Origin of the sequence: Chitinophaga silvatica, assembly GCF_003419895.1 — a bacterium.
Classification (GTDB): Bacteria; Bacteroidota; Bacteroidia; order Chitinophagales; family Chitinophagaceae; genus Chitinophaga; species Chitinophaga silvatica.
Genome location: NZ_QPMM01000001.1, coordinates 668618 through 681641, shown reverse-complemented (window position 1 = coordinate 681641; position 13024 = coordinate 668618). Strand labels below are relative to the sequence as shown.

The 13024-nt window shown below is 37.0% G+C and carries 14 protein-coding genes; 4 read left to right on the top strand and 10 right to left on the bottom strand.

Annotation, left to right across the window (positions count from 1 at the left end):
* Positions 1-17: 17 nt before the first annotated feature.
* On the top strand, positions 18-575 hold the full coding sequence (locus tag DVR12_RS02665; RefSeq protein WP_116973900.1) for a hypothetical protein: 558 nt from the start codon (positions 18-20) through the stop codon (positions 573-575).
* Positions 576-682: 107 nt separating this feature from the next.
* On the opposite strand, the gene DVR12_RS02660 is transcribed toward DVR12_RS02665, so the two are convergent.
* Positions 683-1978 (bottom strand): DUF3108 domain-containing protein, encoded by a 1296-nt coding sequence (locus DVR12_RS02660; protein WP_116973899.1) that lies wholly within the window; start codon positions 1976-1978, stop codon positions 683-685.
* Positions 1979-2496: 518 nt separating this feature from the next.
* Between DVR12_RS02660 and DVR12_RS02655 the strand changes: the two genes are divergently transcribed.
* Entirely contained in the window at positions 2497-3465 is a 969-nt protein-coding gene (locus tag DVR12_RS02655; protein ID WP_116973898.1) for a hypothetical protein, read from the top strand.
* A 196-nt stretch (positions 3466-3661) separates the two neighbouring features.
* On the opposite strand, the gene DVR12_RS02650 is transcribed toward DVR12_RS02655, so the two are convergent.
* Entirely contained in the window at positions 3662-3898 is a 237-nt protein-coding gene (locus DVR12_RS02650) for an acyl carrier protein (protein WP_116973897.1), read from the bottom strand.
* A gap of 223 nt (positions 3899-4121) precedes the next feature.
* Between DVR12_RS02650 and DVR12_RS27535 the strand changes: the two genes are divergently transcribed.
* Positions 4122-4286, top strand: a complete 165-nt coding sequence (locus tag DVR12_RS27535; RefSeq protein WP_158563185.1) for a hypothetical protein — start codon at positions 4122-4124, stop codon at positions 4284-4286.
* 45 nt (positions 4287-4331) lie between these two features.
* Here the strand turns inward: DVR12_RS27535 and DVR12_RS02640 are convergent, their stop codons facing one another.
* Positions 4332-4967, bottom strand: coding sequence for a hypothetical protein (locus DVR12_RS02640; RefSeq protein WP_147323398.1), 636 nt, complete (start codon positions 4965-4967; stop codon positions 4332-4334).
* A gap of 270 nt (positions 4968-5237) precedes the next feature.
* On the opposite strand from DVR12_RS02640, the gene DVR12_RS02635 reads away from it, so the two are divergent.
* Positions 5238-5732 (top strand): hypothetical protein, encoded by a 495-nt coding sequence (locus tag DVR12_RS02635; RefSeq protein ID WP_147323397.1) that lies wholly within the window; start codon positions 5238-5240, stop codon positions 5730-5732.
* Here DVR12_RS02635 and DVR12_RS02630 read toward each other — a convergent pair whose 3' ends face one another.
* The 7 genes from DVR12_RS02630 to DVR12_RS02600 all read right to left on the bottom strand — a co-directional run bounded on the left by DVR12_RS02630 (position 5733) and on the right by DVR12_RS02600 (position 13014).
* Positions 5733-6884 (bottom strand): alpha/beta hydrolase, encoded by a 1152-nt coding sequence (locus DVR12_RS02630; RefSeq protein ID WP_116973893.1) that lies wholly within the window; start codon positions 6882-6884, stop codon positions 5733-5735.
* A 68-nt stretch (positions 6885-6952) separates the two neighbouring features.
* Positions 6953-8131 carry an MFS transporter gene (locus DVR12_RS02625; RefSeq protein WP_116973892.1) on the bottom strand — a complete coding sequence of 393 codons (1179 nt, stop codon included), beginning with the start codon at positions 8129-8131 and terminating at the stop codon, positions 6953-6955.
* A 25-nt stretch (positions 8132-8156) separates the two neighbouring features.
* A complete protein-coding gene (locus DVR12_RS02620; protein ID WP_116973891.1) occupies positions 8157-9278 on the bottom strand; it encodes an ABC transporter permease in 1122 nt (373 codons plus the stop codon).
* Positions 9275-10381 (bottom strand): ABC transporter permease, encoded by a 1107-nt coding sequence (locus DVR12_RS02615; protein WP_116973890.1) that lies wholly within the window; start codon positions 10379-10381, stop codon positions 9275-9277. The genes DVR12_RS02620 and DVR12_RS02615 overlap by 4 nt, the downstream gene beginning before the upstream one ends.
* 18 nt (positions 10382-10399) lie before the next feature.
* A complete protein-coding gene (locus tag DVR12_RS02610; protein WP_116973889.1) occupies positions 10400-11146 on the bottom strand; it encodes an ABC transporter ATP-binding protein in 747 nt (248 codons plus the stop codon).
* 1 nt (position 11147) lies between these two features.
* Positions 11148-12065, bottom strand: coding sequence for an ABC transporter ATP-binding protein (locus tag DVR12_RS02605; RefSeq protein WP_317126734.1), 918 nt, complete (start codon positions 12063-12065; stop codon positions 11148-11150).
* A 7-nt stretch (positions 12066-12072) separates the two neighbouring features.
* Positions 12073-13014: an HlyD family secretion protein gene (locus DVR12_RS02600; RefSeq protein WP_116974237.1), complete on the bottom strand. Its 942-nt coding sequence runs from the start codon at positions 13012-13014 to the stop codon at positions 12073-12075.
* Between the last annotated feature and the right edge of the window lie 10 nt (positions 13015-13024).

Below are 13024 nucleotides of genomic sequence, written 5' to 3'. Positions count from 1 at the left end.
CAAATCCAGTAAGTACCATGATACATGAAATTCTTGAGGTAGACGAAAGCAGTTCATTTGACGATTTAGCCGTAAAATTCGGCAGCTTTCTAGGTTTGCCAGGGAGCGCACCAACCAACGCACTATTGCGGGCAATCAATGATCCTGTATATGCCCAAAATCTTATTATTAGCCGTCAGAGTGCGCCCTTTTTGAATGCCTTGTTAAATGATCCTGGCAATAAAATGTATGGAGTTGAGGAGGAAAAAGAATTAACTAACAAAGATTTGATTAAAAGAGCGGGAACAGCCTTATTAAACTGGACCAAATCTGGTTTTACAGTGGTGAGTGATGAAGTATTGGAAAAAAGAGAAGATGCCTGCCTTTCCTGTGAACACCTGGTGAAGCCCGAGAAATTCCTGCAAAAACTGGTAACATCCAAATCTAAGGATACTATTGGTAAAAGAGCGGCAGATTGTGTTTGCAAGGTTTGTGGCTGCAGTATCAGCAAAAAGATTAAGGCAGCGTCCGAAGCATGCCCGGTAACCATGCCTGGTAATCCTGCGCTGAATAAATGGGGAGAACCTAAATATTAAAATAAAGGTCAATTGGAGCCATAAAAGGCTTTCCATCATGCCTAACATCAAAGGGCTGTCTCAATGCTTTGAGACGGCCCCTTGTTATGCTTTTATGTGTAAGTTGATCAACGTACCTCTTTCAGGCTAACGTCTACTTTATCGCCGTCTTTCCGAATGGTGACAATTGATTCTATTTCAGCTGTTGCGCCTGAGGAAGCACTGGCAGAGCCATAAGTAGGACTAGATGAGAGCACCGCTCCGCTTGGGTGCATCAGATAGGACGTACCACTACGGTATTGATAAGAATAACGGTGGGTATACCCAAAAGTTGTGAATAGTATGTATTCGCCAGGCATCAGGTTCGTAAATTCGAAATGTCCTTTATCATCGTAGACTTTTGTTGTTTTAATACAGGCAGCAACGTTAGGGTCGATAGGTACTTCCGGTAATTTTTTACCCTTCCGGATCTTTCTGTTCACTTCTTTCCATTCCTGGATGTAGGGTGAATTAGGAAGAATAGATACTACTGTACCTATTGGGGCATATTGAGCCCTATTGATATTTACCACTGCCAAACTTCCTTTGTTGTGATCTCTGGCAAATGCGGTGCCTACAATTGCACTGTTCCCTTTCTCCAATTTGTTTAGATTCTCTTCTTTATCAAATTTGCTTTCTATAGGCAGGTAATCCAATTCCTCATTCGTACAAATTTCAATAGTACCTCCACCTGCCGGCATTTCACGTTGCCAGATCCTGTGATCTTTCTTATCTATTATATATGTGTAGATAACGCCAGACTCTTCTTCCAATACACTAACAAGCCAGCTTTCGTGTTTCCCTGTTTTAGGAGAGTAATGTAAATAGCTTTTTACATCTTTAATAAGGTAGTTGGATAATACACTGTCGGGGCTTGAACCGTAGTAAAACTCGGGAACAGTAGCTTTGTAGCCCACATCCAGTGGCAAAGTGGTAAAGAGAAGTTCGGCTATGTTAAAATCAACATATTTGCCTGTTGGCTTTATTTCAAGTTGCTTATCCTTCTCCCCATTCAGAAAATGTTCTTTACCGGTAACGGGATTACCGAATTTCAGATCAAGCACATTCTTTAATCCTTCGGATTTATAACTAACAGGACTTAGTGTTTTTGCATCAGCTACAGAAGTTCTCTTTTTATACCATTTCTCTTTCTCATCGATGTAGTTGGTAATAAAATACATCTCATTTCCTAAAATAGTTAGCTCGTTGGTATATGATCCTTTTTTGGTCCAGGTCTGGTCTTTTACGTAATAGATCGTGAATAATGATTTTCCCGGTTTTAATCGTTTGGCATTAATGTCTGGGTTTCCGGGTAAAACAGTTTTCTGAGCGAAGCAGGCAAAAGGCAATAACAGTAGGAATATTGATTTTAATGGTTTTTGCATGAAATCCGTATTTTTCTTACCAAATAATAATTATAACGCATATCTGAATTTTCTACTATCGTAGTGGCTTTTCCCAAGGTTTTTGAGATATGGCAGATTTGAATGGTCTCTTAAAAACAGGCGCAAAAGTAATCACTTTTACCATACTTTTAAATAGAGAATGGGATAATTTAAGCTAAAAATGTTCTAAAAAAGTTAGCTGTCCATTCATTTTTTAACTTAAAAATTATACCTTAATTTGACAATTACATATCCAAACCAGAACAGCCAGAACATTCATCAACTAAAAGTTCTCAGATGATCGAGAAATACTTAAGGGTTATAACCCTGATATGGTCAATACATTCTTAATTTGCGTATGTAAACTTATTACTCAATGAGAAATGAAAGACATCATTTATAAATTGGAATTAATTAAAAAAATAATTTAAAGGTAATTATATAAATATGTTGACAAATTCCATATAAATCTCTATTTTAACTAGCGAAATACCCTAAAATACCTTTTAATATTCACCATGGAGTTTAACAAAAAATGTGGGTTAATTATGCCTATTTCTGGCATAAATGATTATTCCGCAGGTCACTGGATAGGAGTAAAAAAAATCCTTGCATCAATAGTATCTGACGCAATTAATTATGATAACACAGAAGTTGTCAGCTTTGACAATACCAACCCCGAGATAAAGAGTAGAATTTTTAATCACCTATTCGAAATTCCATTAGTAATTTGCGATGTAAGTGGAAACAATCCCAATGTATTATATGAATTAGGTTTAAGGGTAGCTTTCGATATGCCAATCATTATAGTAATTGATGAAAAAACAAAATTTAACTTTGATTTAAGCTCATTTGAACACGTAATGTACCCTACACAGATGACACAAAACAAAGATACGCAAGAATATAAAAAATTTCGAAAGATATTAACATCAAAGATTAAATCAGTATATTCAGCCTATAAAGAGAAGAATACATCATTATCACCATTATCGAAATTCCTTTCTCAGGAAAATTACTTTCAAATTAAACGTGGAGTACCTTTTGATATTTCTGGTAAATACGAATATAAGTGTTACCGGGAAAATCAAGGTTATGCACATGGTGGTATTTGTTCTATTTACTTAAGGCATGTCAGAGGAAACATGATTGAGTGGCATTTACAAGGAAAACGTTGTTGGAAAAAAGATAACCATGAATCCCCCTTGGTCAAGTTTCAGAACCCATATAATTGGAATACTAATAAAGCAGTAATATTTCCAGATAAATCTTACTTACTAAGTTATGGTATTAGTACACCTGAATCAAATATATTGGGATTTATTAGAGGTAATATTGAAACATCATCTAATGACAATATAGTTTTGTTTAATGGAGACTATTATCAAGATGAGGGGAAGAGATTGATAAAAGGTGGCTTTATTATGAATAAGATTGATGAAGCAATTACATATAAAAATTATAGTTTCCCTCTTTGTGAATTTTGATTATAATTCATAAAAAATTATTTGTATAAATAAAGGTTATCCAAATATTTTTCAAAGGGTCTATCTGGCAAAATAATGTTGTTTATATCAGATAGACCCGGTGTACAGAATCATTTCTATTATTCAAATATCTAGCCAAAAAATATGAATAGATATTTCAAAACAATTACTATAAAATAAAAATAAATAACCAAAATCATTTAGCCTTAGTTTTATAATAATCGGCGACCTCACCAATTGTACTATGCATAGACAAACCGTCCATGTCGGCCTTTACTCCAAATTGTTGCTCCAATTTGGACGCAAGCTGAACTGCCAGAATTGATGTCATTCCTAATTCCTCAATTGATTGTCCGGAGGAAATAGAAGTCTCAGGAATACCTAAAGTATTGCTGATCTCTTTAATGATTGCTGATTCGATAGGTTGTTCCATAGTTTATGGTTTTGTGTTAAGGGTTAAAAACTAATCAAAGAAATAACGCTAATTATTTTAAATGGTTCATACTTATTTAGCGGGTTAGAACTATGGAACTCCAGAGGATGTGATTGTTCTATAAATGTTGCTAAATCAGTTACAAAAATTATTACAACAGAGGGTTATAATCTTTTTTGTTGTTGATATTTTTTTACAATTAAAAGTTAATAACTTTATAATCATGGAAATGAAAATAACAAAAGTTAAAAACGGATTATCTCAACAGGAAATTACATTAACAATTGACAAGAAATTCGACAATCTAGATCCTAAGGATTTTGCTCCTAAAAAGCTCGAGGCTGCAAATAAGGCTTTACCTAAAATGGTGAATATTATTTGTAAGTAATGAAATTTTGACCTATAGAGCCATCTGTTAATTCCTATTCTAAAACTAATCTTTTCGCAATTGAATTTCTATATTCGGGAACAGTTCATAAACTTTATGCATGAATTCATAAAAGTCATTGCTTTCAAAATCATGTTCATCTTTATATTTTACTCCTAAATAGAGATCTCCTTCTATGATACAATAATGCATTTTAAAAATGTTGTTCTCAAAATAAAGTCTTATCAAAAAATCTTCATCAGGATTAATAAATAGAGTAATATTTATATCTTTTTCATTCTTTAGCCTTAAAAATATTTTCTTTAACTCCATTTTATTCCTACGCTCACTTGCTATATCCCAATTCGGGCAGTTTGATAAATACTTTAATAGCCTGTGTAATTGAATAACACCACCATAGTATTTAACTTCAGCAGTGATTGTCTGAGTATTACCAAGTGGATCAGCAATATCCATTGTTGGTATGATTCCATTTCCAAATCCTTTACGTGACTCCTTAATTCCGATAGCAGTGGCCAACCAACCATTTTCAGATAATGTAAATTGATCACCGTTTTTATTGAATAACTGTACTTCCAAAGCATCATCGTGGAAATATACATTTTCTATAAGATGACGGGAGATGCCTTTTGTTTCCTTTATACCATAGATAAAACCATCCTGACTAACACATTCTTTCATGTCTTTGCACTTCAGGACAGACAAATCATTTTTAACAGCATAGTAATTAATTTCCTGTATTATATTCATAATTGTAATAAATGTATACAAAATCTTGGGGAATAAAATCACTACCACATCCACCAAATTATCATGTATGATTTAAGAGTCAGGACTATATTTAGCAACTTTTCACAGTTGCTATTTTTGAATATATTTATAATTAAGAAGCCAATTAATGGTAATCATAACCAGAACCTAATAAAAATTTTCACCAACGAAACAGCATCTATGTACCAAATTTCTGCAATCGCATTAACCATATTCCTCTACGCCTCTTGCAAACCTGGCTCAACTTCCACCAATACCGCTTCTTCTGATACTGCACTCACTGCGCCTGCCGACAATCCTCCGTCAAAAGTGGGCAAAAGCTACCAGGGCACCTGGTTTAAGGTAGTGCAGAAGGACAGTAACAACTTTGTAGTATTCCGCCCCTGCGGCCAGGACATGCAACTTATTCGGGTAAGTGACAACGAATTATACGAACAAACCGGGATTGAATTTTTGACTACCAGGATCAAAGAAGTTGTACCTGTAGATAGTAATACCGTTATAATTAAAAGTACCGGAGCAACTACTTATACTTTTAGCTGGAAAAACCGGGATAAATATATAAGTACCTGGATGCCCAAATACTCAGCTACTTATCCCGAACAGGAGTATTTTTATGTAGATAGTGCTCATGCCAGTTTCCTCAAATGGGAAAAAGAGCCGGGATGTCAATAATTATTTCCATCTAGTCACTGATGTTCCACTTACGCATAGTCTTGCAGCAAAAATATACCCGGCATCTTTGCGGTTAGTGATACTTTGATCTATCAGCGTTTTATCTCTTCGTACATAATCGTTAAAAATCACTTTGTTTTGGTATTTAACTACCACTTTCTTATCGAGATCCAGTAAGGTATCGTTTAGATTAATATAAAGAGTATCGTAGTCATTTTTTAGCAGGGTAATAGTATTATTCTTGATTGAAGCTATTGCTTCTTTTCCTCCCTCCGCACTGCCAGCTGGTATTTCTAACCAATAAAAGAAGTTATGTGTACGATCATCCTGGCGCCAATATACTTTGTCTGGAGCCGGATTCCTTTTATACTGAGCCATCCACGGAACAGCAATAGTATCTTTACGATCCATCCAGTGGCCGGTTGGATAAACATGAAGTTGATGAATATATCCGGCAGTATCGGTATTACGGATACTGTCGAGTAATGCGCTATACTCAGGCACCAGTTTATTTCTATTGTATGCAGCATCGAATTCTCCGATAAACATAGAAAACGGCAAATTACGCAGATTATAGGGTCTGGCATCTCCCGGGTGGCCGGCCATCATAGAGGCAGCAGCAAATCTATCTGCCATTCGGGGTGCCAATTGAAATGCACCATCACCACCAGCAGAATAGCCAAGCAGATAAACTTTATCAGGATTTACTCCCTGGGTAATAACTGCATCCAGAATGAGGCGGTCGAACATATCATCTATATTTGCTTCATGCCAAAGCATCCAGGTATTGGTGGTAGCGCGTGGGGCAACATAAACACCCTCTTCTGGTTTATACAAGCCAATTTGATTATTCCATTGTTCATCATTCACTTTAGCAGGAACCCCTCCTCCCCCATGCATTGATATATAAAGAGAACGGCCATCTGCCGGGGCATTGCCATAAATGCGATATTTAAACCGCATTGTGAAAGAATCAAGTTCTATCTGAGCATTACTCCATTCTTTCTCAGCGTCGTTACGTTCCTTATTTTTCATTTCCAGATAAGCCTTTGCAGCATAAGCTGTAGCATCTTTTCGAGTAAGTCGTCCTTGAGCCGAAATTGTTGAAACATAAAGATGAAGTATCAATACAAAGAGTATCCGAAGTTGCATAGTTTGATTATTTAGGTCGGGCAAATTAGTAAAAAAGTAGAAACTCTATCTACATAAAATATGCTCCATCAATCCTTCAACTTCAAAAATAAAATATAAATAATCGCTACAAGGGTCATAAATGAAGTAAGCATAAATGTCGCCAATGACCCAACAGTATACCAAAGCAACCCGGCAAAGCTACTTGCAATCATAGTACAGATACTTTGAAAACCTGTTAGTGTTCCTATTGCAGTAGCCGTATCACTTTTCTTTACCAGATTACTCACCCAGGCCTTTGATACTCCATCTGTAGCTGCTGCATATATTCCATATAAAAAAAACAGAAACAACACACCATAAAATCCTTTATTCACAGCCATTCCGGCATACACAACAACAAATAGCAATAACCCCGAGAGAAAGATTTTCTTCAATCCAATTTTATCTGCAATAATTCCCAATGGATAAGAAAATAAAGCAAAAACAATATTGTAAAAAACATATACCCCAATTGTAACAGTATCACTTATCCCTATTTCCTTTAACCGGAGGATTAGAAAAACATCAGAACTATTAAATAAGGTAAATAACAATATTCCTTTTGTTAGCCTCCTATAGTTTATCGGGCTTGTTTTCCAATACCTGATAAAATCAAATAATGATGTTTTTACCGGTAAATGTTGCTTTACTCGTTCCGGCTCTTTTAGCAATAAAGTAAAACTTACAGCTATAATTCCGGGAACAAATGCCAGTAGGAATAACGGTCTGTAGGTCTGGGGATTAAAGTATAGAAAGGCAATTGCCACCAAGGGGCCAATTACTGCCCCTACTGTATCCATTGAACGGTGAAAACCAAAAACAGTACCTTTTGTCTGAGGACTAGCCTGCTCTGAAAGCATGGCATCTCTCGCTCCGGTACGAAGTCCTTTACCCAAACGGTCTAAGGTTCTGGCAAGAAAGATCCATAAAGGAAATGCCCATAGGGCCAACATCGGTTTTGAAACAGCACTCAGAGAGTAACCCCAACGAACAAATGGTAGTCGCTTCTCCAGGTTATCAGACATCTTTCCAAAATAACCTTTGCTAAGACCAGCCGTAGCTTCAGCTATTCCTTCCAGTATACCTATTAACAATACAGAAAATCCAATACTCTCCAGGAAAATTGGCATCACAGGGTAAAGCATTTCACTGGCTATATCAGTGAATAAACTAACAAGTGAAAGTATCCAAACTATCCTGGTAATCGTTTTCCGCCTTAATACCATATTGAAATTTTGGAATTTTCAGATTCTAAACAGATCTTTTACGATAATTAAGAATTGCCCAGCTATTAAAAAATACTGCAAATCCAAGCATGGCAATTATATGAGGTCTGATATCTGCTATGCCACTGCCTTTCAGCATAACCATCCGCATTACCTCTATAAAATAGGAAACAGGGTTAAAGCGTGTAATAATCTGTGCCCATTCGGGCATACTCTCAATCGGAGTATATAATCCACTTAGAAGGTTAAATATCATTGTGATAAAAAAGGAAACCAGCATTGACTGCTGCTGCGTTTGTGCATATGTAGAAAGTAAAAGTCCGAACCCCAATATGGCAATAAGATAGATGGTGGCAAAAAAATAAATAGTGCTGTAGCTTCCTAGTGGAACAATGCCATATACTACCCTTGCTATAATTAAACCAACAGTAAGTACCGTCATTGCCAGCACCAGGAAGGGAATGAGTTTACCTAGAATAAACTGATATTTTTTAATCGGGCTAACATTGATCTGTTCTATTGTACCCATTTCTTTTTCACGAACAATATTGTTTGCCGCAAAGGAAGATCCTATCATGGTAACAAGCATAACCAGGATACCAGGAACCATGAATACACGATAGTTCATATTAGGATTATACCAGTTATTGGTTACTACTTCAATCATCGGCTGAGGATTAAATCGGGGAAATTGTATCCACTGCGTTCTGATATCCTGGTTATAATCATTAATTATAGCCTGTATATAGGCACTCCCTAACCCTGCTTTTATTCCATTGATAGCATTAACGGCAACAAAAAGCGTGTTATTATTCTCCTGGATCAAATCTCTGTCGAAATGGCCGGGGATTTCCAATATAAGATCTGCCTTATCTAATTCAATTGATTTTATTGCCTGAGGGAAAGTGGCACTATAATCCTTTAGTCTGAAATACCCGGAAGAAATTATCTTATTAATCAAATTCCGGGAATACTGAGAATGGTCGTGATCTATGACACCGAGGTTAATATTTTTTATCTCATAATCAGCGGCTAAAGGCAGGATCAACAGTTGTATCATTGGCATTATGAAGAGGATCCTGATAATGGAAGGATCACGTAATATCTGCTGTAGCTCTTTCTGCAATAAAAATTTCAGCATTCTCATGCCAGTCTGATTTTGAAATTACGAATACTAATACCAAGCAACAACAAGGTCATTCCCATAAGGATCAAAGTTTCTTTCCAAATGGCAGTTATTCCCAATCCTTTAATCATAACTGCCTTAACTATTATGTAGTACCATTTGGCCGGTACAATGTTGGAAATTATCTGTAATGCTTTGGGCATATTTTCTATTGGAAATAAAAATCCGCTGAACAATAGTGTAGGTAGAAAAAGGCTCATCATGGAAGTGAACATGGCCGACTGTTGAGTTCTTGAAAAATTAGAAATGAGAATACCTAGTGAAAGAGAAGTAATAGTAAAGAGGGTACTTTCTGCCATGAGTAAGAAAATACTCCCTTTTATCGGAACATCCAGCGCATAAACACTTAAAAGCAAAATGCTGATGATATTAAGTAATGATACTAACAAATAGGGAACAGTCTTTGCCAAAACTATTCTGAATGGTTTGAGAGGTGATACCAGAATTACTTCCATTGTTCCCATTTCTTTTTCCTTTACGATGGAAATAGACGTCATCATTGCACATATCAGCATAAGTACAAGGGCCATCACACCAGGAACAAAATTATAAGCACCTTTCAGTTCAGGGTTATATAACATTCGGAGTTGAACATCTATATTATAAGGTAGCTTTTGATCATTATTGAGTGCATTTTGGTAATCATTAACAATTGCAGATGCATAATTTGCCAGTGTATTGGCGGTATTGGGATCTGAAGCATCAGCTATCAGTTGAATTTGTGCATGGTTGGTATGCAACAGATCATCCTGGAAGTTAATAGGAAAAACGACTACCATTCTAACTATCCCCTCGCGGAACGATTCTCCGATCTGCTTATAGGAATTGAGGTTTTTTTCCAGATTGAAATAACGGCTGGCTGCAATTCTGTCGGTAATTAGCCTTGTTGCATCATCCTTAGATTGATCAAAGACGGCAATTCTTGAATTTTTGACCTCATTTGTAAGCGCAAATCCATAAAGGATAATCTGCACAATCGGCATCCCTATCAGGATTACCAATGTACGCCTGTCTCTCCAGATATGAAGACATTCTTTCTTTACAAAAATCAAGAATTGTTTCATGTATTGAAGATTATATACTTAATCTTGCGAGCGGGTGGCTGTTCTTGCCAGATGTAGAAAAACCTCGTCCATAGAATCTGCATTGTAATGTTGTTTCAGGTTTGCCGGTGTATCTAATGCTTCAATTTTGCCGTCTACCATAATGGAAACCCGGTTACAATATTCGGCCTCATCCATATAATGAGTCGTAACAAAAACTGTAATATCTCTGGCCGACGCTTCATAGATCAGCCCCCAGAACTCTCTGCGTGTAATAGGGTCTACTCCTCCGGTGGGTTCATCCAGAAAAACAATAGCAGGATTATGAACAATAGCAACAGAAAAAGCTAATTTCTGCTTCCAGCCAAGAGGAAGTGACCGCACCAAGGCATTTTCCTGCCCCTCGAGATGAAGTTCTGTCAACAGTTGCCTGGATTTCTCTCTGATGTTGCTATCCGATAGTCCGTATATTCCTGCATAAAACCTTATGTTTTCCCAGACAGTCAGATCTTCGTACAAAGAAAACTTTTGGCTCATATAACCTATCTTCTTCTTTATTAATTCACTCTCTTTATACACATCAAATCCTGCCACGGAAGCCTCTCCAGAAGTAGGTAATGATAATCCGCACAGCATCCTCATTGCGGTAGTTTTACCTGCACCATTTGCCCCAAGAAATCCGAATATTTCACCTTTGACACAGTCGAAAGAAATATTATCAACCGCGGTAAAATCCCCGAATTTTTTGGTAAGATTTGATACACTGATTACTTTATCTGTTTGCATCTCATTCTGTCATTAACGCCATAAAACAATCTTCTATATTAGGCTGAATAGCCGCTATTTCCACATCCTTAAAATTGCCAGGTGCAACAATCGCCTCAAGATCACTTTGCTTTTTAGTATCGTCCTTAAAGGTGACATGATGATATTGCCCGAACGGGTAACAACTATTAATCAGCGGACTTTTTAAAATTGTTTCCATTAAGCGGTACATATCATCTGCCCTGACAGACCATAGTGTTTTCTTGAAATCCCGGATAATAGACTGAGGTGTTTCAATGGAAAGAAAAGCTCCTTTCTGGATTAGTCCTACCCGATCACATAATCCGGCTTCATCCATATAAGGAGTTGAAACAAGAATAGTAATACCCTGGGTTTTAAGACGATGCAGCATTTCCCAAAACTCCTTTCTTGAAACAGCATCTACCCCGGTAGTGGGTTCGTCCAGGAACAATACCGTTGGTTTATGGATTAATGCACAACAAAGTGCCAGTTTCTGCTTCATTCCTCCGGATAACTGACCTGCCTTACGATCTTTAAATGGGGCTATTTGCTCATATATCTCTTTGATGTATTCATAATTATCAGCTATACTGACATTAAATATGGCAGCAAAAAACTCAAGATTTTCCTGCACGGTTAAATCCTGGTATAATGAAAATTTGCCGGGCATATAACCTACCCTTTGCCGGATTTGCAGATATTCATCTTTCACACTACAGCCATCTACCGTGGCAGATCCACCATCCGGCTCTAACAGCGTTGTAAGAATCCGGAAAAGAGACGTTTTTCCGGCACCATCCGGACCAATTATTCCAAAGATTTCTCCTTTTTCAACAGAAAACGAGATCCCTTTCAAGGCTTCGATAGTTTTCTTTTTAACAGTATAATTTTTAACCAGGTCTTGTACAGTAACTGCCATGATGCATTCATTTAAAGACGACTTCTCCGTACATCCCAATCTTCAGGTATCCATCATTTTTTACGTGAATCTTTATTGCATATACGAGATTTGCACGTTCTTCCTTTGTCTGAATTGTTTTAGGAGTAAATTCTGCTTTATCGGAAATCCAGGTAATGATTCCCGGATAGGTTCTGTAGGTTTTAGCGGTACTATCAACCAGAACTTTTACAGTTTGATTTAGTTTCACCTGGGCCAACTGTACGCCAGTAATATAAGCCCTCAATGTAATTACCGACAGATCCCCAATTTTATACAATGCCTTGCCAGCTTCCGTTACTTCCCCTTGCATGGCGTATTTTGTGAGAACAGTGCCATTGATGGGATTGAGGACATTAGTACGCCGGATCTGATCATTCACCTGCGCTATTGATTTTCTTAAAGGCTTATATTCGCTCAAAACAGTGCTATTTTGCGTATTTACTGAAGTTTTCTGAACACCTATCTGGGCAGCGGTAGCAATGATCTGCTTTTTAAGAACCTCTATCTGGTTATTCTGATCGTCTAGTTGTTTGGTAGTAGCAGCATGGGCTTTAACCAAACGTTCTGTACGATCTCTTTCATAAATAGCATTTTCCAGTTGCACCCGTTGCACACTTATTTGATCCTGTAATTGCTTTACCTGCGGGCGTACATCGAGCGTCTTCTGATGCAGCGTAGCAATTGTTGCCTCAATTTGTGCTTTCTGCAGTCCAAGCGGAATAGAATCTATAACGGCAGCAAGACTACCTTTTTGCAGCATGGTACCTTCTTCTATAGGTAGTGATATGATCTTACCGGCAATTTCAGAAGATACAATTACTTCATCTACTTCAAAAGTTCCTGAAGCATCAGAAATATGATTATTGAAGTTACATTGCATAAATATTACAGGCATAATAATGGCCGATAATAGATAGGAAGTCTTCATTCCCCGGAAG

Bases quoted from the DNA above. Each gene is read 5' to 3' on its own strand.
- DVR12_RS02605 (WP_317126734.1), bottom strand. From the start codon at position 12,065: ATGGCAGTTACTGTACAAGACCTGGTTAAAAATTATACTGTTAAAAAG.
- DVR12_RS02665 (WP_116973900.1), top strand. From the start codon at position 18: ATGATACATGAAATTCTTGAGGTAGACGAAAGCAGTTCATTTGACGAT.
- DVR12_RS02615 (WP_116973890.1), bottom strand. From the start codon at position 10,381: ATGAAACAATTCTTGATTTTTGTAAAGAAAGAATGTCTTCATATCTGG.
- DVR12_RS02620 (WP_116973891.1), bottom strand. From the start codon at position 9,278: ATGAGAATGCTGAAATTTTTATTGCAGAAAGAGCTACAGCAGATATTA.
- DVR12_RS02630 (WP_116973893.1), bottom strand. From the start codon at position 6,884: ATGCAACTTCGGATACTCTTTGTATTGATACTTCATCTTTATGTTTCA.
- DVR12_RS02600 (WP_116974237.1), bottom strand. From the start codon at position 13,014: ATGAAGACTTCCTATCTATTATCGGCCATTATTATGCCTGTAATATTT.
- DVR12_RS02610 (WP_116973889.1), bottom strand. From the start codon at position 11,146: ATGCAAACAGATAAAGTAATCAGTGTATCAAATCTTACCAAAAAATTC.
- DVR12_RS02635 (WP_147323397.1), top strand. From the start codon at position 5,238: ATGTACCAAATTTCTGCAATCGCATTAACCATATTCCTCTACGCCTCT.
- DVR12_RS02650 (WP_116973897.1), bottom strand. From the start codon at position 3,898: ATGGAACAACCTATCGAATCAGCAATCATTAAAGAGATCAGCAATACT.
- DVR12_RS02655 (WP_116973898.1), top strand. From the start codon at position 2,497: ATGGAGTTTAACAAAAAATGTGGGTTAATTATGCCTATTTCTGGCATA.
- DVR12_RS02640 (WP_147323398.1), bottom strand. From the start codon at position 4,967: ATGAAAGAATGTGTTAGTCAGGATGGTTTTATCTATGGTATAAAGGAA.
- DVR12_RS02625 (WP_116973892.1), bottom strand. From the start codon at position 8,131: ATGGTATTAAGGCGGAAAACGATTACCAGGATAGTTTGGATACTTTCA.
- DVR12_RS02660 (WP_116973899.1), bottom strand. From the start codon at position 1,978: ATGCAAAAACCATTAAAATCAATATTCCTACTGTTATTGCCTTTTGCC.
- DVR12_RS27535 (WP_158563185.1), top strand. From the start codon at position 4,122: ATGGAAATGAAAATAACAAAAGTTAAAAACGGATTATCTCAACAGGAA.